The organism is Chromobacterium indicum (assembly GCF_039708975.1).
GTDB lineage: Bacteria > Pseudomonadota > Gammaproteobacteria > Burkholderiales > Chromobacteriaceae > Chromobacterium > Chromobacterium piscinae.
Genome location: NZ_JAYFSJ010000013.1, coordinates 108,463 through 132,941 on the forward strand (window position 1 = coordinate 108,463; position 24,479 = coordinate 132,941).

18 protein-coding genes are annotated in these 24,479 nt (G+C 64.3%); 10 read left to right on the forward strand and 8 right to left on the reverse strand.

Annotation, left to right across the window (positions count from 1 at the left end; genetic code table 11):
* Positions 1 to 5: 5 nt before the first annotated feature.
* Genes infB through rimP form a run of 3 tightly spaced genes read right to left on the reverse strand, consistent with a single transcriptional unit; the run spans position 6 to position 4,916 of the window.
* Positions 6 to 2,921, reverse strand: coding sequence for a translation initiation factor IF-2 (gene infB, locus VA599_RS17900; protein WP_346789854.1), 2,916 nt, complete (start codon positions 2,919 to 2,921; stop codon positions 6 to 8).
* A 39-nt stretch (positions 2,922 to 2,960) separates the two neighbouring features.
* The gene (nusA, locus tag VA599_RS17905; RefSeq protein ID WP_021477166.1) at positions 2,961 to 4,439 is read right to left on the reverse strand and encodes a transcription termination factor NusA; all 1,479 of its coding nucleotides are present in this window, start codon (positions 4,437 to 4,439) and stop codon (positions 2,961 to 2,963) included.
* A 51-nt stretch (positions 4,440 to 4,490) separates the two neighbouring features.
* On the reverse strand, positions 4,491 to 4,916 hold the full coding sequence (gene rimP, locus VA599_RS17910; protein ID WP_021477167.1) for a ribosome maturation factor RimP: 426 nt from the start codon (positions 4,914 to 4,916) through the stop codon (positions 4,491 to 4,493).
* Between the two features lie 302 nt (positions 4,917 to 5,218).
* Here rimP and VA599_RS17915 point away from each other — a divergent pair, with 302 nt between their 5' ends.
* From VA599_RS17915 to VA599_RS17940, 6 genes are all read left to right on the forward strand, one after another.
* Positions 5,219 to 6,898: a long-chain-fatty-acid--CoA ligase gene (locus VA599_RS17915; RefSeq protein WP_104946541.1), complete on the forward strand. Its 1,680-nt coding sequence runs from the start codon at positions 5,219 to 5,221 to the stop codon at positions 6,896 to 6,898.
* Positions 6,899 to 7,019: 121 nt separating this feature from the next.
* Complete coding sequence (locus VA599_RS17920; RefSeq protein ID WP_346789855.1) at positions 7,020 to 8,144, forward strand: PilT/PilU family type 4a pilus ATPase; 1,125 nt, start codon at positions 7,020 to 7,022, stop codon at positions 8,142 to 8,144.
* A 9-nt stretch (positions 8,145 to 8,153) separates the two neighbouring features.
* The gene (locus tag VA599_RS17925; RefSeq protein WP_104946539.1) at positions 8,154 to 8,504 is read left to right on the forward strand and encodes an arsenate reductase; all 351 of its coding nucleotides are present in this window, start codon (positions 8,154 to 8,156) and stop codon (positions 8,502 to 8,504) included.
* Entirely contained in the window at positions 8,501 to 9,634 is a 1,134-nt protein-coding gene (dapE, locus tag VA599_RS17930) for a succinyl-diaminopimelate desuccinylase (protein ID WP_104946538.1), read from the forward strand. Before VA599_RS17925 ends, dapE begins: the two co-directional genes overlap by 4 nt.
* Positions 9,635 to 9,769: 135 nt before the next feature.
* Positions 9,770 to 10,399 carry a MarC family protein gene (locus VA599_RS17935; RefSeq protein ID WP_021477172.1) on the forward strand — a complete coding sequence of 210 codons (630 nt, stop codon included), beginning with the start codon at positions 9,770 to 9,772 and terminating at the stop codon, positions 10,397 to 10,399.
* A gap of 253 nt (positions 10,400 to 10,652) precedes the next feature.
* Positions 10,653 to 11,987, forward strand: a complete 1,335-nt coding sequence (locus VA599_RS17940) for a methyl-accepting chemotaxis protein (protein ID WP_346789856.1) — start codon at positions 10,653 to 10,655, stop codon at positions 11,985 to 11,987.
* Between the two features lie 53 nt (positions 11,988 to 12,040).
* Here VA599_RS17940 and VA599_RS17945 read toward each other — a convergent pair whose 3' ends face one another.
* Positions 12,041 to 12,421: a LysE family transporter gene (locus VA599_RS17945; protein WP_346789858.1), complete on the reverse strand. Its 381-nt coding sequence runs from the start codon at positions 12,419 to 12,421 to the stop codon at positions 12,041 to 12,043.
* Positions 12,406 to 12,627 carry a LysE family transporter gene (locus VA599_RS17950; RefSeq protein ID WP_346789859.1) on the reverse strand — a complete coding sequence of 74 codons (222 nt, stop codon included), beginning with the start codon at positions 12,625 to 12,627 and terminating at the stop codon, positions 12,406 to 12,408. Before VA599_RS17950 ends, VA599_RS17945 begins: the two co-directional genes overlap by 16 nt.
* A 205-nt stretch (positions 12,628 to 12,832) precedes the next feature.
* On the opposite strand from VA599_RS17950, the gene ccoG reads away from it, so the two are divergent.
* Both ccoG and VA599_RS17960 read left to right on the forward strand, forming a co-directional pair.
* Positions 12,833 to 14,182: a cytochrome c oxidase accessory protein CcoG gene (gene ccoG / locus VA599_RS17955; RefSeq protein WP_346789861.1), complete on the forward strand. Its 1,350-nt coding sequence runs from the start codon at positions 12,833 to 12,835 to the stop codon at positions 14,180 to 14,182.
* A 21-nt stretch (positions 14,183 to 14,203) separates the two neighbouring features.
* The gene (locus VA599_RS17960) at positions 14,204 to 15,592 is read left to right on the forward strand and encodes an aminotransferase-like domain-containing protein (RefSeq protein ID WP_021477176.1); all 1,389 of its coding nucleotides are present in this window, start codon (positions 14,204 to 14,206) and stop codon (positions 15,590 to 15,592) included.
* 31 nt (positions 15,593 to 15,623) lie between these two features.
* Here the strand turns inward: VA599_RS17960 and VA599_RS17965 are convergent, their stop codons facing one another.
* Both VA599_RS17965 and VA599_RS17970 read right to left on the reverse strand, forming a co-directional pair.
* Positions 15,624 to 16,964: a glutamine synthetase family protein gene (locus tag VA599_RS17965; protein ID WP_021477177.1), complete on the reverse strand. Its 1,341-nt coding sequence runs from the start codon at positions 16,962 to 16,964 to the stop codon at positions 15,624 to 15,626.
* 10 nt (positions 16,965 to 16,974) lie between these two features.
* Positions 16,975 to 17,202 carry a hypothetical protein gene (locus tag VA599_RS17970; RefSeq protein ID WP_104946535.1) on the reverse strand — a complete coding sequence of 76 codons (228 nt, stop codon included), beginning with the start codon at positions 17,200 to 17,202 and terminating at the stop codon, positions 16,975 to 16,977.
* 120 nt (positions 17,203 to 17,322) lie between these two features.
* Between VA599_RS17970 and VA599_RS17975 the strand changes: the two genes are divergently transcribed.
* On the forward strand, positions 17,323 to 20,616 hold the full coding sequence (locus tag VA599_RS17975) for a DUF748 domain-containing protein (protein ID WP_346789862.1): 3,294 nt from the start codon (positions 17,323 to 17,325) through the stop codon (positions 20,614 to 20,616).
* A 165-nt stretch (positions 20,617 to 20,781) separates the two neighbouring features.
* A complete protein-coding gene (locus VA599_RS17980) occupies positions 20,782 to 23,637 on the forward strand; it encodes an adenosylcobalamin-dependent ribonucleoside-diphosphate reductase (RefSeq protein ID WP_346789863.1) in 2,856 nt (951 codons plus the stop codon).
* A gap of 315 nt (positions 23,638 to 23,952) precedes the next feature.
* Here VA599_RS17980 and VA599_RS17985 read toward each other — a convergent pair whose 3' ends face one another.
* Positions 23,953 to 24,327, reverse strand: coding sequence for a VOC family protein (locus VA599_RS17985; RefSeq protein WP_104946532.1), 375 nt, complete (start codon positions 24,325 to 24,327; stop codon positions 23,953 to 23,955).
* Positions 24,328 to 24,479: the final 152 nt, after the last annotated feature.

The window sequence follows — 24,479 nt, forward strand, 5'->3', positions numbered from 1 at the left end:
CCCGATTACAGGGAACGCGCGATTTCCACGATCTCGAACGCTTCCAGCTGGTCGCCTTCTTGGATGTCGTTGAAGTTCTTCAGCATCAGGCCGCATTCGTAGCCCTGCTTCACTTCCTTCACGTCGTCCTTGAAACGCTTCAGCGATTCCAGTTCGCCGGTGTGCACCACCACGTGGTTGCGGATCAGGCGGATCGAAGCGCTGCGCTTGATCATGCCGTCGGTCACCATACAACCCGCGATGTTGCCCACCTTGGAAACCGTGATCACCTGACGGATCTCGACGGTGCCCAGGATCTGTTCCTTCTTCTCCGGAGCCAGCATGCCGGACAGCGCGGCCTTCACCTCGTCCACAGCATCGTAAATGATGTTGTAGTAACGAATGTCGACGCCTTCGTTCTCCGCCAGCTTGCGCGCGGCGGCGTCGGCTCGGGTGTTGAAACCGATGACGATGGCCTTGGACGCGATCGCCAAGTTGACGTCGGACTCGCTGATGCCGCCCACGCCGGAGTGCAGGATGGATACGCGCACTTCCTCGGTGGACAGTTTTTGCAGGCTGCCCGCCAGCGCTTCGTACGAACCCTGGACATCCGCCTTGATGATGACGGACAAGGTCTGCACCTCGCCCTCGGACATCTGGGCGAACATGTTCTCCAGCTTGGCGGCTTGCTGCTTGGCCAGACGCACGTCGCGGAACTTGCCGGCGCGGAACAGGGCGATTTCACGCGCCTTCTTCTCGTCGGCCAGCACCATCGCGTCTTCGCCGGCTTGCGGCACGTCGGACAGACCCAGGATTTCCACCGGGATGGCCGGACCGGCCGAGTCGATCGCCTTGCCGTTTTCGTCCATCATGGCGCGAACGCGGCCGAACGACGTGCCAGCCAGCACCACATCGCCCTTCTTCAGCGTGCCGGACTGAACCAGCAGCGTGGCGACCGGACCGCGGCCCTTGTCGAGGCGGGCCTCGACGATGATGCCCTTGGCCAGGCTCTCCACCGGAGCCTTCAGCTCCAGCAATTCAGCTTGCAGCAGGATGGCTTCCAGCAGTCCGTCGATATTGGTGCCCATTTTAGCGGACACTTCGACGAACTGGGTGTCGCCGCCCCAGTCTTCCGGCACCACTTCATGCGATACCAGTTCCTGGCGGATGCGCTCGACATTGGCGCCCTGCTTGTCGATCTTGTTGACCGCCACCACCATCGGCACCTTGGCCGCCTTGGCGTGGTGAATCGCTTCGATCGTTTGCGGCATCACGCCGTCGTCGGCAGCCACCACCAGCACCACGATGTCGGTGGCCTTGGCGCCGCGGGCACGCATCGCGGTAAACGCTTCGTGGCCCGGGGTGTCCAGGAAGGTCACCATGCCGCGCGGGGTTTCCACGTGGTAGGCGCCGATATGCTGGGTAATGCCGCCGGCTTCGCCCGCCGCCACTTTGGCGCGGCGGATGTAGTCCAGCAGCGAGGTCTTGCCGTGGTCGACGTGGCCCATCACGGTCACTACCGGGGAGCGCGGACGCTCAACCACTTCGATGGTCTCGCCGCCGGTCACTTCCAGGTAGGCTTCCGGATCGTCCGCCTGGGCGGCCTTGCCGATGTGGCCCATTTCCTCAACCACGATCAGCGCGGTTTCTTGGTCCAGCACCTGGTTGATGGTGACCATCATGCCCATCTTCATCAGCGTCTTGATCACTTCCACGGCCTTGACGGCCATGCGGTGAGCCAATTCGGCCACGGTGATGGTTTCCGGCACCAGAACCTCATGCACGATGGGTTCGGTCGGCGCCTGGAAGGCATGCTGGTTGTTGCCTTGCTTGTGCCGGCCCTTGCCGCGCGACTTCCAGTCGTTGCCGGCGTCGCCGCCCTTGGTCTTCAGACCGCGGCCACCCTTCTTCTTGTCGTCCCAGTTGCGATCGCCGCCCTTCTTGCCGCCGCCTTTCTTGGCATCCGGACGTCCGGCAACGGTAGCCGGAACAACGGGAGCGCCAGGAACGCCGGCAGCAGCCGGACGCGGGCCGCGGCTGTCGCCAGCCGGACGCGGACCACGATCGCCGGCGCCTGCCGGACGCGGGCCGCGATTGTCGCCTGCGGGACGCGGGCCGCGGCTGTCGCCTGCCGGACGCGGACCGCGATCGCCGGCGCCTGCCGGGCGCGGGCCGCGGTTGTCGCCTGCCGGGCGCGGACCGCGATCACCGGCCGGGCGGGCATTGCGATCGCCAGCCGGCGCGGCGCGGCGCTCTTCGCGCTGCGGCTCTGCGACCGGAGCCGGAGTCGGCGCGGGCGCCGGCTGCGACGCGGCCAGCTTGGCGGCCTGGCGGCGCTCTTCGCGCTCGATCTTTTCGCGCATCAGCGCTTCCTGGCGGGCACGGAAAGCGGCTTGGCGCTTCTCTTCCGCTTCGCGAGCGGCGATTTCTTCCGGCGACAGGATGGAGGCTACGGTGCGCGGCGCCGGCGCGGCGACCGGTTTCGGCTCAGGCTTGGCTTCCGGCTTAGGCTCGGGCTTGGCCTCGACCTTCGGTTCCGGCTTCGGTTCCGGCTTGGCCTCGACCTTCGGCTCCGGCTTCGGTTCCGGCTTGGCCTCCACCGGCGCGGCGGCGACAGGCGCCGGCTCGGCCGGCTTGGCAGCCTCGGCTCGCGGCGCGTCATCCGGACGGGCCACCACGCGCTTCTTGCGAGTCTCAACCGTCACGGTGCTGCCGTCAGCCTTCTTCACTTCGGAAGTCGACTTGCGAGTCAGGGTGATGTTGGAGTCCTCGCGCGCGCCGTGCGAACGTTTCAGGTAGTCCAGGAGCTGGGACTTGTCTTGCGCCGATAGGGTGTCATCCGGCGAGCGCTTGCTCACTCCGGCTGCCTTCAGCTGTTCCAGCAGGCGTTCCGGCGTGAGATTCATCTCACCGGCAAATTGTTTTACATTCGTCAAAACCATGCGTCTTCCCAAATTCCGTAAATACTTCCCGAGAAAGCCTTACTGGTTGAACCAGTGTTCGCGCGCCTTCATGATGATTGCGCGTGCAGCTTCCGCTTCCATGCCGGTCATGTCCACCAGATCGTCAACGGCCAGGTCGGCCAGATCGTCGCGGGTGGCCACACCGCCTGCGGCCAGCTTGCGAACCAGCTCGGCATCCAGGCCTTCAACGTCCTTCAGGTCGTCGGATACATTTTCGACCTGCTCTTCGGACGCGATGGCCTGCGTCAGGAGCGCATCACGGGCGCGGCTACGCAGCTCGCCCACCAGCTCCTCGTTGAAGCCTTCGATTTCCAGCATTTCTTCCAACGGCACATAGGCCACTTCTTCCAGCGCGGCGAAGCCCTCTGCCACCAGCTTGGCGGCGGTGTCTTCGTCCACGCTGAGCGCGCTGACGAACAGCTGGCGCAACGCGGCGTCCTCGGCCAGGTGCTTCTCTTCAGCCTCGGTCACGGTCATGATGTTGAGGTACCAGCCGGTCAGCTCGGCGGCGAGCTTGACGTTCTGGCCGCTACGGCCGATGGCCAGCGCCAGCTGCTCTTCCTCGACGACCACATCCATGCTGTGATTGTCTTCATCAACCATGATGCGGCTCACTTCGGCCGGCGACAGCGCGTTGATCACGAACTGGGCCGGTTCCGGCGCCCACAACACGATGTCGACGCGCTCGCCCGCCAGCTCCTGGGTCACGGCCTGGACGCGGGAACCGCGCATGCCGATGCAGGTGCCCTGCGGATCGATGCGGGCGTCGTTGGCCTTGACCGCGATCTTGGCGCGCATGCCCGAATCGCGCACGGCGGCGCGGATTTCCAGCATGCCTTCCTCGATCTCCGGCACTTCCAGCTCGAACAGCTTGACCAGGAATTCCGGCGCGGTGCGCGACAGGATCAGCTGCGGGCCGCGGCCCTGGCGATCGATGCGCAGCAGGTAGGCTTTGACGCGGTCGCCCACGCGCAGGTTTTCCTTCGGAATCATCTGATCGCGCGGCAGCACGGCTTCCAGCTTGCCGCACTCGACGATGGCATTGCCGCGCTCGATGCGCTTGATGGTGCCGATCACCAGATGCTCGCGGCGCTGCAGGAATTCGTTCAGCAGCTGTTCGCGCTCGGCATCGCGGATGCGCTGCAGGATCACCTGCTTGGCGGTCTGCGCGCCGATGCGGCCGAACTCTACGGCCTCCATCTGCTCTTCGATGACGGCGCCCAGCTCGATGCGCGGATCGCGGTCGCGCGCGTCGATCAGGCCGAGTTCCCGGCTTTCGGATTCCAACAGCTCGTCTTCCACCACCGTCCAGCGGCGGAAGGTTTGGTATTGCCCGGTGTGGCGGTCGATTTCGACGCGCACGTCCATCTCGTCATCGGTAAACTTCTTCTTGGTGGCCGAGGCAAGCGCCATCTCAAGGGCGGAGAACACCACATCCTTGCTGACATTCTTTTCGCTCGCCAGGGCATCCACCAGCAACAAAATCTCGCGACTCATGCATTCCTCTCCGAATTTTGTCCTTTAGCGCGGGCTATCGCCGTCCAGACATCAAAACTCAGGCTCGATACGAGCCTTGTCGATGTTGGCGAACGGAATCTCCACGATGCGGCCATCCACATCCAGCTTCACGGAGCCGTCCTCGACCCCGGCAAGACGACCGGTAAATTTCTTCTGCTGCTCGATCGGCATCCGCGTCTTGATCTTGGCGAGCTGACCGGAGAAGCGGACAAAATCGGCCTCCTTCTTCAGCGGGCGATCCAGGCCCGGCGAAGACACTTCCAAACGCTCGTAATCCACGTTCTCGACCATGAACAGCCGAGTCAGGTGATTGCTCACCAGCACGCAGTCTTCCACGGTGATGCCACCGGGTTTATCGATAAATACGCGGAAACCTCCACCTTGGGTCATTTCGAAATCGACGAGCTCATAGCCCAGACCCTGCAGGGTGTTTTCCAGCAGCAAACGAACATCCATTGCTTTTTCCACAAATAAAAAATGGGCGAAACGCCCATCCCTAACCGCTGCGATTGTAACCTATTTCCGCAAAAAAGAAAACCGGCGCGGCCGCCCGCCCCCGGGGCGGAGGCCGCCGCATGCCAGACAACTTTGCGAGACGATTTCAGTTGCGATACATTACCGCGAATCAAACTCCGGTTTGATCGCAATGGCCTTCAGGCCGACAACAACAACTATTAAATAGCGACTCGCAAAAACGCTCGTCCGCGCCCGCCGCGGCGAAGCTCGCTAAAACCCGCACGACGGAGAAACCCGGATTTATGGATAAGGTGTGGCTCAAAAACTACCAGCCCGGCGTCGCCCACGAGATCGACATCAACCAGTTCCAGTCGGTAACCGAGGTGTTCGACCGCAGCGTCAAGAAATTCAGCGGCCGGCCGGCGATGGCCTGCATGGACAAGGTGCTCAGCTATGCTGAGCTGGACGCGCTCAGCGGCCGATTCGCCTCTTTCCTGCAACACAGGCTGGGCCTGAAAAAAGGCGACCGCGTCGCGCTGATGATGCCCAATCTGCTGCAATACCCGATCGCCGTGTTCGGCACGCTGCGCGCCGGCGGCGCGGTGGTCAACGTCAACCCGCTGTACACCCCCCGCGAGCTGGAGCACCAGCTGAAGGACTCCGGCGCGGAAACCATCGTCATCCTGGAGAACTTCGCCGGCGTGCTGGAGCAGGTGCTGCCGCGCACCCAGGTGAAGAACGTGGTGATCGCCTCCATCGGCGAGATGCTGGGCGTCTTCAAGGGCGCGCTGGTGAACTTCGTGGTGCGCAAGGTCAAGAAGATGGTGCCGCCCTGGCACATCCCCGGCCACATCCGCTTCAACGACGCGCTGTCCATCGGCGCGGCCAAACCCTACGACAAGGTGGCGCTAACCCACGACGACATCGCCTTCCTGCAGTATACCGGCGGCACCACCGGCGTGGCCAAGGGCGCGGTGCTGCTGCACCGGAACATCGTCGCCAACATGCTTCAGGCGAGCGCCTGGGTAGGCACGCTGGTGCGCGAAGGCCAGGAAGTGATCGTCACCGCGCTGCCGCTGTACCACATCTTCTCGCTGACCGCGAACCTGATGGTGTTCACCGAGATCGGCGCGCTGAACGTGCTGATCACCAATCCGCGCGACATCCCCGGCTTCGTCAAGGAACTGCGCAAATACCCGATCACCTGCATCACCGGCGTCAACACGCTGTTCAACGCGCTGCTGAACAATCCGGAATTCTCCAAACTGAATTTTTCCAGCTGGCGGCTGACGCTGGGTGGCGGCATGGCGGTGCAGAAGGCGGTGGCCGACAAGTGGAAGGCCGTCACCGGCGTGCCGCTGGTGGAAGCCTACGGTCTGACCGAGACCAGCCCCGCCGCTTGCATCAACCCGATGGACCTGAAGGAATACAACGGCACCATCGGCCTGCCGGTCCCCTCCACCGAGATCGAGATCCGCGACGCCGAAGGCAAGCCGGTAGCCATGGGCGAACAGGGCGAGCTGTGCATCCGCGGCCCGCAAGTGATGCGCGGCTACTGGCAGCGGCCGGATGAGACGACCAAGGTGCTGGGCGACGACGGCTTCCTCGCCACCGGCGACATGGCCGTGATCACCCCGGAAGGCTACGTCAAACTGGTGGACCGCAAGAAGGACATGATCCTGGTGTCCGGCTTCAACGTCTATCCGAACGAGATCGAAGACGTGGTGGCCGGCCATCCGGACGTGCTGGAAGTGGCCTGCATCGGCGTGCCGGACGACAAGTCCGGCGAAGTGGTCAAGGTATTCGTGGTGAAGAAGAACCCCGCCCTCACCGACAAGGACATCATCCGCTACTGCCGCGAGAACCTCACCGGCTACAAGGTGCCCAAGCTGGTGGAGTTCCGAACCGAGCTGCCCAAGACCAACGTCGGCAAGATCCTGCGCCGCGCGCTGCGCGACCAGGAAACCGCCAAGCCGGCCTGATCATCCGCCGGCATCCATGCAACGCCGCCCTTTGGGGCGGCGTTTTGTTTTATCCAGAACAACCGCAAGCCCGCGCCGGACGGCTAAACTGAATCGACACCCCGTCCTGTCGGAGCGCTCCATGCTGATGTTGCCGTTCTTCAAGCTGATGGCCGAAAAAAAAGCCAGCGACCTGTTCCTGACCAGCTTTTCCCCGCCGATGCTGAAACTGGGCGGCGAGCTGGCGCCGGTCAACGAAAAGCCGCTGACGCCGGACATGGTCAAGCAACTGGCCTACAGCCTGATGAGCGACGAAGAGGCCGCCGTCTTCGAGCGCGAGCGCGAGATGAACCTGGGCCATCCGGTGCCAGGCCTCGGCAGCTTCCGCGTCAATGTGTTCTGGCAGCGCGGCTCGGTCGGCATGGTGGTGCGCTACATCCTGCCCAGCATCCCCACCATGGAGGAACTGGAGCTGCCGCCGCTGCTGGAAGAGCTGATCCAGCTGAAGCGCGGCCTGATCCTGGTGGTCGGCTCCACCGGCTCTGGCAAGAGTTCGACGGTGGCGGCGATGCTGCAGGCGCGCAACCGCAGCACCAAGGGCCACATCCTCACCATCGAGGACCCGATCGAATTCCTGTTCCGCCACGACCAATCCATCGTCAACCAGCGCGAGATCGGCTTCGACACACTGTCCTACACGCGGGCGCTAAAGAACGCGATGCGCGAGGCGCCGGACGTGCTGATGATAGGCGAGATCCGCGATCCGGAAACGCTGGGCCACGCCATCACCTACGCCCAGTCCGGCCATCTGTGCATCTCCACGCTGCACGGCAACAACAGCTACCACATGCTGAACCGGGTGATGAACTTCTTCCCGCCCGAGGCCAGGGGCGCGCTGCTGATGGACCTGTCGGCCTCGCTGCGCGCGGTGATCTCGCAGCGCCTGGTGTCGACGCTGGACGGCGGCCGCGCCCCGGCGCTGGAGCTGCTGATCAACACGCCGCACATTTCGGAGTTGATTCGCGGCGGAGAGATGGACAAAATCAAGGAGGCCATCGAAAGCAGCATGAGCGATGGCGCGCAGACTTTCGAACAGGCGCTGTTCCAGCTCTACCAGGCCGGACGGATCAGCCTGGACGAAGCGCTGAAAAACGCCGACTCTCCCACCAATCTGTATTGGCTGGTCAATCAGTCGAAGGAGAGCGGCAAAGGCAAATCCGGCCCCGCCAGCGCGGCCGGCTTCGACAGCATCAAACTGGACCTGTAAACCCACCCGATGATTACCCTGTACGGCATCCCCAACTGCACCACCGTGAAGAAGGCCCGGCAATGGCTGGCCGACAACGGCATCGATTACATCTTCCACGACTTCAAGAAACAGGGCATAGACGCCGAGCGCCTGCAGGCCTGGACCGCCCAGGTGCCGCTGGCCAAGCTGGTCAACCGCCAGGGCACCACCTGGCGCGCGCTGCCGGATGAAGCCAAGGCCGCCGCCGACACGCCGGACGGCGCTGTCGCGCTGATGCGGGAGCAGACTTCCGTGATCAAGCGCCCGGTGCTGGACCTGAACGGCAAGGTCGGCGTCGGCTTCTCCGAAGCCGACTGGGCGGAGCGCTTCGGCCTATGAGCGCGACGCTGGATCTCGCCCGCGAGCTGATCCGCCGCGATTCCGTCACCCCGCGCGACGAAGGTTGCCAAGCGTTGATGATAGACCGCCTGGAGGCCATCGGCTTCAAGGTGGAGAAGATGCGCCATGGCGACGTGGACAACTTCTGGGCGCGCAGGGGCGACGCCGGCCCGGTGTTCTGCTTCGCCGGCCATACCGACGTGGTGCCCTCCGGCCCGCTGGAAAAATGGGACAGTCCGCCGTTCGAGCCCACCATCCGCAACGGCCTGCTGTACGGCCGCGGCGCCGCCGACATGAAGGCGTCCTTGGCCGCCTTCGTCACCGCCTGCGAGCGCTTCGTCGCCGAGCATCCGGACCATGATGGCTCGCTGGCGCTGCTGATCACCTCGGACGAGGAAGGCGTGGCGGTGGACGGCACGGTGAAGGTAGTCGACGCGCTGGAAGCGCGCGGCGAAACGATAGACTACTGCGTCGTCGGCGAGCCGACGTCCGAGCAGCGCCTGGGCGACACCGTCAAGAACGGCCGCCGCGGCTCGCTGTCGGGCCGGCTGGTGGTGCACGGCATCCAGGGCCATATCGCCTATCCGCAACTGGCGAAAAACCCCATCCACCTGATGGCGCCGGCGCTGGCAGAGCTGGCCTCCACCCGCTGGGACGACGGCAACGCCTTCTTTCCGCCCACCAGCTGGCAGGTGTCCAACATCCAGGCCGGCACCGGCGCCACCAACGTCATCCCCGGCCACTGCGAGCTGCTGTTCAATTTCCGCTTCTCGCCGGAAAGCCCGGCGGACAGCCTGAAGGAACGGGTCTGCCGGATACTGGACAAGCACGGCCTGGCTTACGAACTGCATTGGCAGTTGTCCGGCCAGCCCTTCATCACGCCGCCCGGCGCGCTGACGGAAGCCTTGAGCGCTGCCATCGCCGAAGTAGCCGACGCCAAGGCCGAGCTGTCCACCACCGGCGGCACGTCCGACGGCCGCTTCATCAAGCGCATCGCGCGCGAGCTGGTGGAGTTCGGCCCGGTCAACGCCACCATCCACAAACTGAACGAGTGCGTGGAAACGGCCGACGTGGAGCCCTTGTCCGACATTTACCGCCGCACGCTGGAGCGTTTGCTGGCCAAGGCGTGAGCGTCGGCGCTCCGCTATGCTGAAACCGGCGGCGACGCCGGTTTTTTTATATTTCCATTTCCCTGACGCAACCATGGTTGTTTGCGTCTCCACGCCGAATGTTGTGGATCGAACTAACAGGTAAGCTCCATCATCATGGAAATCGAAATCGCAAAAATCTTCATCGCCCTGCTGGTGCTGGTCAATCCGCTGGGCGCCATTCCCATCTTCATCAGCCTGACGCCCAACGCCGGCCTGGAGGAAAGGCGGAAAATCGCCAAGACCACCGCCATCGCCGTCGCCATCGTGCTCAGCCTGTTCGCCGTGGTCGGCGAGACGCTGCTGCGCTTCCTTGGCATCAGCATCGGCTCGTTCCAGGTGGGCGGCGGCATCCTGGTGATGCTGATCGCCATCGCGCTGATGAACGCCAAGCCCGGGCCGACCAAGACCACCAAGCAGGAACGGGAGGAAGCCGGCCACAAGACCAATATCGCGGTGGTGCCGATGGCCATCCCGCTGATGACCGGCCCCGGCACCATCTCCACCGTGATCATCTACGCCAGCACTGCCCACTCCTGGCTGCAGGTGGTCTACCTGCTGGTCAGCGGCCTCCTGGTGGCCATCACCTGCTATGGCGCGCTGGTGCTGGCTTCGCCGCTGTCCCGGCTGCTGGGCCAGACCGGCATCAATATCGTCAACCGGGTAATGGGCATGCTGCTGGCGGCGGTATCGGTGGAAATCATCGTCGACGGCGTTTACCGGCTGTTCCCGCAGCTGACGCGCTGAGCGCCCCGACACCTCGCATCACAGCCCTGCCGCGGCCGCCGCCATCGCGGCCGTCAAGAACTCATGGCCAGACAGTTGCGACCGGTCCGCGCCGCCGCCGCGTCGTTTTCCCAACAAGCCGACAACGCGCCTCTCGTCCAAAATCAGACTTCCTCCCACACTCCCCTTGACTAATCTCACTCATTTTTCATACACCAAATAAGCGATAACGCACTTACCCTCCCGACCATCCCTATCCCGCGAGGATGCCACGATGTTCGATCAAAAACTGAAATCCGCGTTGAACGACGCCCTGACGCAACTGGAAAATCAAAAAAACGTGCTGGATGCGCTGAACCAATCGACCGCCATCATAGAATTCAGTCCGGACGGCATCATTCTCTCCGCCAATGCCAATTTCGAGCAGACCATGGGCTATAGCGCCGAGGAAATCGTCGGCAAACACCATAGAATGTTCTGCCTACCGCAATTCGCGGCCAGCCAGGAATACAAGGCCTTTTGGCATGTGTTGCGGACAGGGGGCATCATCAAGGATCAGTTCAGGCGCATCGCCAAGGATGGTCGCACCGTCTGGCTGGAGGCCAGCTACAACCCGGTCTGCGACAAGCAGGGCCAGGTGGTCAAAGTGATCAAGTTCGCGCTGGACGTCACCCAGGAGGTCAAGCTCGCCCATGAGGCGAGAAACATCATGAAAGCCGTCGAGCGCTCAATGGCCGTCATCGAATTCACCCCCGAGGGCACCATACTGACTGCCAACGCCAATTTTCTCGGCGCCACAGGCTATACCGCCGAGGAAATCATCGGCAAACATCACAAAATCTTCTGCCCCGCCGACTTCGTGCACAGCCCCGCCTATGAACATCTGTGGACACAGCTGAAACAAGGCGTGTTCGTCAGCGGCAGGTTCGAGCGCCTGCACAAGTCGGGCCGGCCGATTTGGCTGGAGGCCAGCTACAATCCGATCTTCGACGACGATGGCGTGGTATTCAAGGTCATCAAGTTCGCCACCGACATCACTAATCAGGAAACCGCGCGCCAGCAAGACCTGCGCCTGGTGCAGGAAGCGCACCGGCTGTCGGCGGCGTCGGACAGCGCGTCAAACGACGGCCAGCAGGTGATCCGCGACACCATCCAGGCGATGAGCGTGATAGCCGACAGCGCGGGGCAGTCGGCGCGTCTGATAGAAGACTTGGAACAGAAAACCAATCGCATCACCACCATCGTCAACACCATCCATGAAATCGCCGACCAGACCAACTTGCTGGCGCTGAACGCGGCGATCGAAGCGGCCCGCGCCGGCGAGCAGGGCCGCGGCTTCGCCGTGGTGGCCGACGAGGTGCGCAAACTGGCGGAGCGCACCAGCTCCTCCACCAAGGAGGTGACGGAGATGATAGACGACATCAAGAACGGCACCGGCAACGCCACCGAGAGCATTCACGAAATGCTGGTGAAAGCGCAGAAAGGCGAGGAACACGCCAGCGAGGCCAGCAACTCGATCGAGCAGATACGCAACAGCACCTCGCAGCTGGCCGATGTGGTCAACCACTTCTCGGCCGTGCAGGCCGGCGCCAACCGCCAGGAGCCCTGAGGACAATCCAGCGCGCGTCGAAAGCAGGCGCCGCCGACCCGCCCTTCACTCCCCTAAGCATCCTGACGCCCGCCCAGGCGAACGCCAGCGCCAGCGCGCCATGCAGCCAACGCCTCGATCTCAGGTAAGCGCGCCACGCGACCGCGGCGGAAAACAGCAGCGCATAGGCTGAGAACACGCAGACGGCGATCAGCGCGCAGCCCGCCGCCGCCCGCGGCGGGCGCCGCCAACGACACCAGCGACAGCCAGACCAGGATCGCCTTGGGATTGCCCAGATGCATCAGCAAACCCCGCAACAACGCCTGCTTGTGCGACAGCCCGGCCCATCCCTGCCCGGCTTTCGCCGCGTCGGCCGCGCAAGCCGCCTGTCTGGCCGACTGCCAAGCCAGCCATAGCAAATAGAAGCCGCCCAGCAGCTTCAGCCCCCACGCCAACGCAAGCTGTTGCGCATCAGCGCCGCGAACCCCATCGCCGCGAACATGCCCCAGCAAACCGAGCCCAGCACCACGCCCGCCGCCAGCGACAGGGCCCGGCTTCTCCCCTGCTCCATCGCCACGCTCATGATGGCCAGATTGCTGGGCCCCGGGCTGGCCGTCCCGACCAGATACACCGCGAACGCCGCGGCCATATTGGCATCCATCGATACCCCCTTCCGGATAATCTGTATGCGACATCTCTCTTCGCAGGAAGTCCTGAGCTTGCGCCCATTGACGATTATGCCAATACGCTATCCATTCCTGTAAATATACAGCGGGATCTGTACTGATATTTTCATCATTGCCTGTTCATTGTTTGTACTGATCCTCAGCAGTAAAAATAGCCATCTTCATAGCGTGGTGGCAGCCATGTCCAAGCCTGAAATCAAACCCATCCCCATCAAGATCCATCCCCGCCTCACCAGCGGCCGCTTCAACAATGTCCGCGTCGGCATGGTGGTGCTGACGCAACTGGCGTTCTTCGGCATGCCCTGGCTGCAGTGGAACGGCCGCCAGGCGGTGCATTTCAATCTGGCGGAGCATCATTTCCTGATCTTCGGCATCAGCCTGTGGCCGCAGGACTTCATCTACCTGGCGGCGCTGTTGGTTGTATCGGCGCTGGGGCTGTTCCTGTGGACCACGCTGGCCGGCCGGCTGTGGTGCGGCTACAGCTGCCCGCAAACGGTATACACCCAGATCATGATCTGGATAGAAAGAGCGATTCAGGGCGACCACAACGCGCGCCGCAAGCTGGACGCGTCGCCGATGAGCGTCGGCAAGTTCGTCAAGAAAGGCTCCACCCAGGCGGTGATGGCCGCGTTCTCGCTGTGGACCGGCCTGACCTTCGTCGGCTACTTCACGCCGATGCGCGAGCTGGCCACGCTGCAGATGGGGCCGTGGGATTTGTTCTGGACCCTGTTCTACGGCGGCTTCACCTGGCTGATGGCCGGCGTGCTGCGCGAGAAGGTCTGTCTGCACATGTGTCCGTACGCCCGCTTCCAGGGCTCGATGTTCGACGACCACACCCTGGTCATCTCCTACGACGCCACGCGCGGCGAGCCGCGCGGCAAGACCCAGGCAAAGAGCGAAGCGCAGACCAAGGGCTGCATAGACTGCGGCATCTGCGTGCAGGTCTGTCCCACCGGCATCGACATCCGCAACGGCCTGCAATACGAATGCATAGGCTGCGCCGCCTGTATCGACGCCTGCGACCAGGTGATGGACAAGCTGAAGTCGCCGCGCGGGCTGATCCGCTACACCAGCGCCGAAGCGCTGCAAGGCAAGCCGGCCAAGAGCGGCCCGTCCTTCCACCGGCCGCGCATCGTCATCTATTCCTGCCTGCTGGCCGGCATCATCACCCTGTCCACCACCGCTCTGGTGCTGAAAAAACCGTTCAAGGTGGATGTGCTGCGCGACCGCGCCAGCCTGGTGGAGCAATCAGACGACGGCCTGCTGCAAAACCGCTACAGCCTGCGGGTGATCAACACCACCGAGCAGGCTCAACGCTACGTGGTGACGGTGGAGGGCCTGCCCGGCATCCGGATGGAGAAGCCCGGCCAGGTGATCGAGGTGGATCCCGCCCAGACCGAGACCGTGCCGGTTCGAGTCCAAGTCGAGCCGGAAAGCGCGCCGCGCGGCTCGCATCGCATCCACTTCGTGATACGCTCGCTCAATGATGACGTTTCCATAAGGGAAAAATCCAGCTTCATCGGCGAGTAAGCCGGCTCAGGAAAACAATATATGAACAAAACCGGCCAATTAAGCCAACGCTTCCGCCATGCGATAGAGCAGGGCCATCTGCGCGCCGGCGACCGCATGCCCTCGCTGCGCAAGGTATGCCAGGACCACAAGATCAGCATCACCACCGCGCAGCGCGCCTACGCCGAGCTGGAAAAACTGGGGCTGATCGAGTCGCTGCCGCGCTCCGGCTTCCGCGTGCTGGCTCGCAGCAGCGCGCTGCCCAGCAATCTGCCGCTGAACAGCGACGGCAGCGGCATCCGCATCGAACATCTGACCAGCGCGCTGCCCATGCCCTGGGGCTGCCCCTACATGAACCCGGCGCTGATCAACACCACGCCGCTGAACCGCGCCCTCACCCGCGCGCTGCGCGACTACCGCTACGCGCTGTCCGGCAACGCCAGCACCGGCTACGAAGGCCTGCGCCGCGAACTGACGCTGCGCTATCTGGCCCAGGGCGTGGAGCTGGACGGCGACGAGCTGCTGGTCACCTGCGGCGGCATGGAAGCGCTGAGCCTGGCGATACGCGCGGTGACCAAGCTGTCCGGCAGCCAGGCGATGCTGGTGCTGACGCCGGCCTTCCCGGCGCTGTTCGACCAGCTGGACCAGCTGGGCATCACCGTACACACCCTGGCCACGCCGCCCGGCCAGCCGCTGGACCTGGAACGGCTGGAGCAGCTGATCCTCCAGCACCAGCCGGCCGGCATCCTGGCGATGGCCAATTTCCAGCATCCCACCGGCCTGACGATGAGCGACAACGACAAGGCCGCGCTGCTGGCGTTGGCCGACCGCCACCGCCTGCCCATCATCGAGGACGACACCTACCGCGAGCTGTATTTCGGCGAAAGCGCGCCCTTGCCGCTGAAGGCTTATGACCAGAAAGGCAGCGTGCTGTACTGTTCCTCGTTCAGCAAATCGCTGGCGCCGGGCTACCGCGTCGGCTGGATCGCCGCCGGCCGCTACCGCGACAGCATCCTGGGCCTGAAGCTGTGCAGCTCGCTGTCCACGCCGCTGCCCAGCCAGATGGCGCTGGCCCGGCTGCTGTCCGGCGGCCAGCACGAGGACATGCTCAGCCTGCTGCGCAGCCGGCTGCAGGCCAACTGGCTGGCGCTGAGCCAGCAGCTGTCGGTCCAGCTGCCCGCCGGCACCCGCCAGATCACTCCCCAGGGCGGCTACTTCCTGTGGCTGGAATTGCCGGAAGGAAGCGACTGCCGCGCCCGCCTGCCGGCCGCGATGCAACAAGGCATCCACTTCGCGCCGGCGCCGCTGTTCTTCCGCGACAGCCAGCCTCGGCTGAATGCGATGCGGCTCAACTTCAGCTTCTACGATCCGCTTCAGCAGCACAACGGCGTGGCTATGCTGGCCTCGGTTCTGGCCGGCGAGGACGCCTGACTCCGGGGCGGGCCCGCGCCCGCCCCTCCCCTCACACGTGCAGCAACAGGAAGCGGCGCTCCCACGGGCTGATCACGTCGAAGTACTCGCGGTACTCCGCCTCCTTGATCGCCGCGTAGGTTTCCACGAAGTGTCCGCCGAACAGCTCGGCCAGCGGCTGGCAGCGCAGCAGCATGTCGATGGCGTCGTCCAGGTGGCGCGGCAGCTGGTGCGGCTGTTCGTAGGCGCTGCCGGACAGCGGCTCCGACGGGTCGATCTTGTCGCGCATGCCCAGATAGCCGCAGGCCAGGCTGGCAGCCATCGCCAGGTAGGGATTGACGTCCACGCCGGCCAGCCGGTTCTCCACCCGCCTCGCCTCCGGATCGGAGTGCGGCACCCTCAGGCCGCAGGTGCGGTTGTCGTAACCCCAGCTGAGATTGATCGGCGCCGAGGTGTAGCGGCTGAGGCGGCGGTAGGAATTGACGTAGGGCGCGAAGAACGGCATCGCCGCCGGCAGGTAGCGCTGCAGGCCGCCGATGAAGTGCAGGAAGGCCGGAGACGGCTGGCCGTCGGCCAGGCTGAAGATATTGCGCCCGCTGGCGATGTCCACCACGCTCTGGTGCATGTGCATCGCGCTGCCGGGCTGGCCCTGCATCGGCTTGGCCATGAAGGTGGCGTACATATTGTTGCGGATCGCCACCTCGCGCACGGTGCGCTTGAACAGGAACACCTGGTCGGCCAGCTGCAGCGGATCGCCGTGGTCCAGGTTGATCTCCATCTGCGCGGTGCCCATCTCGTGGATCAGCGTGTCCAGCGCCAGGCCTTGCGCCTCGCACCAGTCGTACATCACGTCGAAGATATCGTCGTATTCGTTGACCGCGTCGATGGAAAAGCTCTGCATCCCCGCCTCGGTGCGGCGGGTGCGTCCCACCGGCGGCCGCAGCGGCAGGTCCTCGTCAGGCTGGATTTCCACCAGGTAGAACTCCATCTCCGGCGCGATCACCGGTTTCCAGCCCTGGTCCTCGTACAGCTTCAGGATGCGTTTGAGCACATTGCGCGGCGCCAGATCCACCGCCTCGCCGCCGAAGCTGTAACAGTCATGGATGATCTGCGCGGTGGGCTCCTTGTTCCAGGGCACCGGGCGCAGCGTGCTGAGGTCGGGCAGCAGCTTCATGTCGGGATCGGCGACGGAGGTGAAGTCGCGGTCGGGGTAGTCGCCGGTCACTGTCATCGACAGCACCGCTTCCGGCAGGCGCAGTCCGACAGCAGGGTCGTATTTGTGGCGCGGCACGATCTTGCCGCGGGCGAGGCCGGTCATGTCCGGAATCAGACACTCCACCTCGGTGATATGATGTTCGTCGAGCCATTGATTGATGAGATGGGCACTATCCATAAATCCTCTGTCAGCTGTGTTTGCCCGAGCTTCCCAGCCTCCGGGCGTGATGGGTCAGGGTGTGGCGGCGCGCGGCCTGCAATAGAAACAAGCTGCGGTCGGCCAGCAGCGGCCTTTCGGCCGCGATGCGAGTGAAATTGCCTGGCCGGCTTGACCAGTGGTTTTGCTGCAAGATCATCGTCCTTTCGTGATAAAGATTTGGCAAAATCGCGTTCAATATTTTCAACGCTTCGCCCATCCTAGCCAGCGTTCTCCCCCGCCGGCAACGGGCTGCGGACCCGCGTCGTCATTTTTAGTCAACAATAGGACAAACAACGCAACAGGACGGCAGCGTCAAAGTGCATTAGAATTAAGCGATATGGATACCCACGTTCAGGCAGACGCCGCCCCCCTCGCTCCTCCTCCCCGCCGACCCCGCCGCTGGCTGCGCTGGCTCGCCATAGCCTGCGCGCTGGTGCTGGCCTTTTGGGCTTTCCTAGGCTTGGCGGCGCCCCACTTGCTGCAAAAGGCCGCCGCCGACTGGGCGCGCAAGCACGGCCGCCAGCTGGCCATCGCCGAAGTCCGCATCGTGCCGTGGAGCATGGAGCTGACGCTGGATGGCGTGGCGCTGCGCGAGGGCGACGGCAAGCCGCTGTTCCAGGCCCGCCGCATTTACCTGAACGCCGCGCTGTATGCAGTGCTGATGGGCCGCTGGCAAGCTAGCGAGTTCCTGCTGGACAGCCCTGAGCTATGGCTGGAGCGTAACAAAGACGGCGTGTGGAACTGGGCCCGCTTCGTCGCCGACGTTTCCGGCCCGCCCAAGCTGGAAGACGGCACCGCGCCGGAAAAGTTGCCTCGCCTCAAACTGGACGCGATCAATCTGCGCAACGGCCAGATCCGCATCAGCGACCACCTGGCCGGCCAGCACGGCAATTTCCGCCTGATGCCGATCAATCTCAGCCTGAACGACCTGACCACGCTGGAAGAAAACGGCCGCTACACGCTGCACGCCGAGATGGAAGGCGGCGGCCGCTTCGACTGGCAAGGCAGCATGCGGCTGCAACCGCTGCAGTCCAGCGGCGAGGCCCGCATGCTGGGCCTGCCGCTGGCATCGGTATGGGATTACGTCCGCCCCCACTTCGCCACGGCCAAGCCTGAAGGCGAGCTGTCGGTCAATGCCCGCTACCAGTTCGACATGAGCGGCGCCTCGCCCGATCTGACCGTCTCCTCGCTGAGCGCCAACCTGAAAGGCCTGAAGCTGCGCGCGCCGACCGGCGACGGCATGCTGGATCTGCCCGAGCTGCGCGTGGACGGCGGCGCGCTGGATTTGTCGCGCTCGCTGCTGACCGTGGCCAAGGTGGAGTTGAACCATGGCAAGCTGGCCGCCAGCCGCGACGCCGCCGGCCAGCTGGACTGGCTGCGCGCGCTGCCGCCGGCCAAACCGGAAGACAAGACGGCCAAGCCAGCCAAACCTTCGCCGTGGATCGTCAAGATAGACAATCTGCGCTTCAACGACTGGCATGCCGCCTGGCGCGACCAGACCTTTATCCGGCCGATGCAGCTGGAAACCGCGGTGCCGCGGCTGCAGGGCAAGCTGTCGCTCGACCCCGACCACGGCCTGAGGCTGGATGAAGCCGGTCTCTCCCTCGCCGATCTCAAGCTCGCCGCCGCCGGCGGCATGCCCTGGCTCAGCCTGAGCCAGGCCGAGCTGGAGCCAACGCTGATCGACCTGAAACAGCGCAGCATCCAACCTGGCGACATCTCGCTGGACGGCCTGCAGGTCTCCCTGCAGCGCGAGCGCAACGGCCAGCTGCAACTGCAGCAGCTGCTGGCCCAGCGGCCGCGTCCCGCCGCGCCTCGCCCGTCCAGGGACGAAGGCCCGGGCTGGAAGCTGTCCTATCCGGCGGTGACGCTGGAAAACGGCGCGGTCGGCTGGCGCGATCTCAGCCTGGGCAAACCGCTGGAATACAGCCTGAAGCAGCTGGGCGGCACGCTGGAGCTGAAGAGCGGCGACCAGCTGGCGCTGGACCTTGCCGGCCGCGCCGGCGCCGGCAAGCTCGCCGCCAAGCTGGACATCGACGCCGCCTCGCCTTCCGCCCGCGGCTCGATACGGCTGGACGCGCTGCCGGTGGCCCCGCTGGCGCCGTACGCGCTGGCCGGCACCCCGCTGAAACTGTCCGGCGGCGCGCTCAGCGCCGATCTCAAGCTCAATGCCGCCTCCGCCAGCCGCTGGAGCCTGGGCGGCCAGCTGAAAGTGGCGAAGATGGCGCTCCAGGAACCCGGCGAGCCGCTGCCGCTGCTGGGCTGGAACATGCTCTCGCTCAGCCAGCTGCAGGCGCAAGGCATGCCGCTGAAGGTTTCCATCAACGACGTTCGCCTGGACCAGCCCCGCGCCCGCCTGATACTGGACGCGCAGCGCAGCCTGAACTGGCAGAAGATATTCGCCAAGCGCCCGACCAAGCCGTCCAGCGGCAAAAGCGGGCCGCTGCCGCAGGTGGACGTGCACAGCATCCACGTGCAGAACGGCGCGGTCGAGTTCGCCGACCACGGCATGACGCCCGACTTCGCCACCCGCATGCACCACCTGCGCGGCAGCATCCAGAATCTGTCCACCCGCGCCGGCGGCCGCGGCCGGATCACGCTGGACGGCGCGGTGGACCAGTACGGCGAGGTCAAGGTGCGCGGCGCGCTGTCGCCGATGTCGCCCACCGACAGCACCGACATCCTGCTGGACTTCCACAATCTGGCGCTGAACAACCTGAACCCGTACTCGATGAACTTCGCCGGCTGGCAGGTGAAGGACGGCAAGCTGTCGCTGGAGCTGCGCTACCTGCTGGATCATCGCCAGCTGAAGGGCGAAAACCGCATTGTGATCGACTCCATCCAGCTGGGCGACGAGCTGAAGGGCGACAAATCGCCCCACCTGCCGCTGAAGCTGGCGGTGGCATTGCTGGAAGACAGCGACGGCCGCATCGACCTGGACCTGCCGGTGGCCGGCAGCCTGGACGACCCGCAGTTCAGCTATGGCCAGCTGGTATGGAAGGCCATCGTCAACGTGGTCACCAAGGTGGTCACCGCGCCGTTCCGCGCGCTGGGCGCCCTGCTGGGCGGCGACGGCTTCGACGACATCCGCTTCGTCGCCGGCGAAGCCCACGTCAGCCCGCCCGAGCGCGAGAAGCTGGACAAGGTGGCGGCGCTGATGGCCAAGCGGCCGAAAATGCAACTGGCCATCGCCGGCGGCTACGCCGACGAAGACGCCAAACAGCTAGCGCGCGCGCGCGTCGACGCCGCGGTGCTGGCCGCCGCCGGCCACCCGCCGATGGACGACGAGCCGCTGGCCACGCTGGACCTGAAAGACGCGCAAACCCAGTCGGCGATCAAATCGGTCTACGGCCAGCGCATCGGCCGGCTGAAGCTGCTGGGCCACACGCTGAAGCCGGGCGGCCCGTCCGGCGAAGCGCTGGCCAAGCTGCTGCGCGACGAAATGCTGGCGGCCGAGAAAGTCGGCGCGGCCGACCTGGTCAAACTGGCCAAGTTGCGCGGCGACAACGCCCGCAAGGTGATGCTGCGGCATCAGCCGGAGCTGGCTGACCGCATCGCGCTGGATGAGCCGAAGAAGACCTCGGCCAACCGCGACGGCGTGGAGCTGGCAGTGAAAATCAGCGCGAAATAACCCGCCGGCGCCGTGTCGGGAGTACAATCGGAAACGGCGCCGGAACACAACAACTTGCGTTTCACCCCATAACGGCGTAACAACATATAGTGTGCTACGCCGTTTTTCATGCGCAGCCGGCCATGCCATCGTCGTTGAACACCGTTTCAGAAGGATGAGCGTTCCATGCAGCAGGAAAACATCGCCGCCATGGCGGAACAAGACATCTCCCGCGAGGTGTTGCTGGAGAAATACGCCAAGAATGGCGAGCAAAGCGTCAGCGAAGTCCGCCACCGCGTCGCCCGCGCGCTGGCCGCGCTGGAAAAAGACCCGGCCCGCTTCGAGCCGCTGTTTTTCGAAGCGCTGGACCATGGCTTCATTCCCGGAGGCCGCATCAATTCCGCCGCTGGCACCGACCTCAGGGCCACGCTGATCAACTGCTTCGTCCAGCCGGTGGGCGACTCGGTTTCCGAAACCGAGCACGGCAAGGTCGGCATCTACCAGGCATTGCTGCAGGCAGCGGAAACCATGCGCCGCGGCGGCGGCGTCGGCTACAACTTCTCGCGCATCCGTCCGCGCGGCGCCCGGGTCAAGGGCACTAACAGCCGCGCCTCCGGCCCTGTCTCCTATATGCGCGTGTTCGACCGCAGCTGCGAAACGGTGGAATCCGCCGGCGCGCGCCGCGGCGCGCAGATGGGCGTGCTGGACGTCAGCCATCCGGACGTGGAGGACTTCATCCATGCCAAGGACCAGGGCGATCTGCGCAACTTCAATATCTCGGTCGGCGTGTCCGACGACTTCATGCGCGCGGTGGAGGCCGACGCCGACTGGCAGCTCACCCACGCGGTGGAGCCGATGTCCGACGCCTTCCCCGACAGCTTCCGCCGCGAAGACGGCCTGTGGGTGTACCGCACCGTGCGCGCCCGCGAGCTGTGGCGGCAGATCATGGAGTCCACCTACGACCACGCCGAGCCGGGCGTGCTGTTCATGACCCGCATCAATCAGGACAACAACCTGTCCTACTGCGAGGTGATCGAGTCCACCAACCCCTGCGGCGAGCAGCCGCTGCCTGACTACGGCTGCTGCGACCTGGGCTCGGTCAACCTGACCCGCCACGTGCGCGCCCCGTTCGGCGACAAGGCCCATTTCGACTTCAAATCGTTCGAGAAAGTGGTGCGCGCATCGATCCGGATGCTGGACAATGTGCTGGACCTGACCGTATGGCCGTTGCCTGAGCAGGAGCGCGAGGCGATGAACAAGCGCCGCGTCGGCCTCGGCTTCACCGGTCTGGGCGACGCGCTGATCATGCTGAAGATACGCTACGACAGCGAGGAAGGCCGCCGCTTCGCCGCCCGCATCTCGGAGAGCATGCGCGACGCCGCCTACGACGCCTCGGTGGACCTGGCGATCGAAAAAGGCGCCTTCCCGCTGTTCGACGCCGAAAAATACCTGGCCGCGCCGCACTGCGCCAGCCGGCTGCCGGCCAAGATCCAGGCCCGGATACGCAAGCACGGCATCCGCAACTCCCACCTCTTGTCCATCGCTCCCACCGGCACCATCTCGCTGGCCTTCGCCGACAACGCGTCCAACGGCATCGAGCCGCCGTTCTCATGGTTCTACACCCGCAAGAAACGGATGGCGGACAACTCGCAGCAAGAATACCTGGTGGAAGACCACGCCTACCGCGTATGGCGGATGCAGGGCGGCGACACCGCCAAGCTGCCGGACTACTTCGTCTCCGCGCTGGAAATGAGCGCGTTGGACCACATGCGCATGGTGGCCGCCGTCGCGCCCTATGTCGACACCGCCATCTCCAAGACAGTCAACGTGCCAGCCGACTACCCGTTCGAGGACTTCGAGAGCCTGTATCTGGAGGCCTGGCGCAACGGCCTGAAGGGCATCACCACCTACCGCCCCAACAATGTGCTGGGTTCGGTATTGTCGGTGGAGCCGGCCCAGAGCGCCGCCGCCGCGCCGGAAGACCTGTCCGGCGCCGCCAGCGACCCGGACCGCCGCGTGACGCTGAACACCGCCCCAACCCCGGCCTTGTCCAGCCTGAAATGGCCGAACCGCCCCAAGCTGAAGGAAGGCAACCCGTCGTGGACCTTCATGGTGGAAGGCGACGCCGGCGATTTCGCCGTGGTGGTCGGCCACATGGAAAACGGCCGCGCCCAGCCTTTCGAGTGCTGGGTCAACGCGACGGATGAGCAACGCGGCCTGTCCGCCATCGCCAAGACGCTGTCGATGGACATGCGCTGCCGCGACCGCGCCTGGCTGGCCGCCAAGCTGGACGCGCTATCGCGCGCCAATGGCGACAAACGCTACCGCTTCACGCTGGGCGACAAGACCATACACGCCACCTCGGCCGCCGCCGCGCTGGGCCAGGTGGTGCTCCACCGCGTCGAACAACTGGGCGCGCTGCGGCTGGAAGAAGGCGAAGCCACTCCGGTGATGGACGCGCTGTTCGCCCGCAAGGAGCCCAAATCCGGCAGCGACGGCACCATGAGCTGGTCGGTGGACGTGGTCAATCCGCAAACCGGCGACGACTTCGTGCTGTTCGTCAAGGAGCTGGTGCTGCCCAACGGCCAGCGCCGCCCGTACTCGGTGTGGCTGGCCGGCGCCTACCCGCGCGAGCTGGACGGCCTGTGCAAGATGCTGTCCCTCGACATGCGGGTGATAGACCCAGCCTGGATCGGCCTGAAGCTGCGCAAGCTGCTGAACTACGCGGAGCCGCAGGGCGACTTCTTCGCCCGCATCCCGGGCATGGAGAAATCGCAGAGCTGGCCATCCACCGTCGCCTATCTGGCGCGGCTGATCATCCACCGCTACGCGATGCTGGGCGTGTTGACCGAGGAAGGCGTGCCGGTGGAGGAAATGGGCGTGATGGCGCCGGAACAAAGCGACCTGTTCGCCCAGGAGGCGCCCGCCACGCTGAAGCAGCTGGCCGGCAAAGCCTGCCCCGAATGCGGCAACCACGCGTTGATCAAGAAGGACGGCTGCGAGTTCTGCACCGCGTGCGGGCACGTGGGGGCTTGCGGCTGACTCCAGCAAGCCAGAACCTATAGCTTCCGGTTGTGAGCAGCATAAGCTGCGACTAAAGATTTTCCGCTTTCGCTGTAGCTTGATAATAATGCCCTGCGCTCTTTTGATCGTGGGGCATTTTCTTGCTGGCTATCAAACTTGCGCGTGACAAAACCCGACAATTCAAAGCATCAGCCGAATTGATTGAAAATTTCCCTACTGATGCTGGCGAGGAGGCGGGGGCCAAAGCGCCTCTGCGGATGGTTGAGTTCAGGCATTGCAATCCAATGCCTGAATTAAGCCGGGCCACGAAACGGCTCCGGCTTGAATGGATCATTAGGCCTCGGCCTCATGACACACAGCTTCTATGTTATGCCCGTCGGGGCCGATAACGAAGGCAGCGTAGTAATTTTCATGGTACTGAGCGCGCAAGCCGGGCGCGCCATTATCCATGGCGCCGGCCGCAAGGGCTGCGCGATAGAAAGCTTCTACTTGCTGGCGATTATCGGCGGTAAACGCCAAGTGGAGATGCGCCGGGCTCTCCTCGGGCTCTCGACGAATACACAACGATGAAAGGCTGTCAGGACGGCAAAGCTCGACGCCGAGCGGCCCATCATGCACCACGGTGACGCCCAGCGGTTCGAGTGCCTGGACGAAAAACAATCTGCTCACCGCATAGTTGCGTACTCCGATTACGACATGGTCAAACATGCATTCTCCTGAGCGGGTAAACCTCGAGAGCAGCCGAACAGGGTTTATACGGACATGCAGGTCCATATATCAATTGATATTGCTGACGTCCAATACTGCACCCAAGCGCCGCCCCCCAAAAAACCATCATCGTAAACCTGTCTGTATGATAC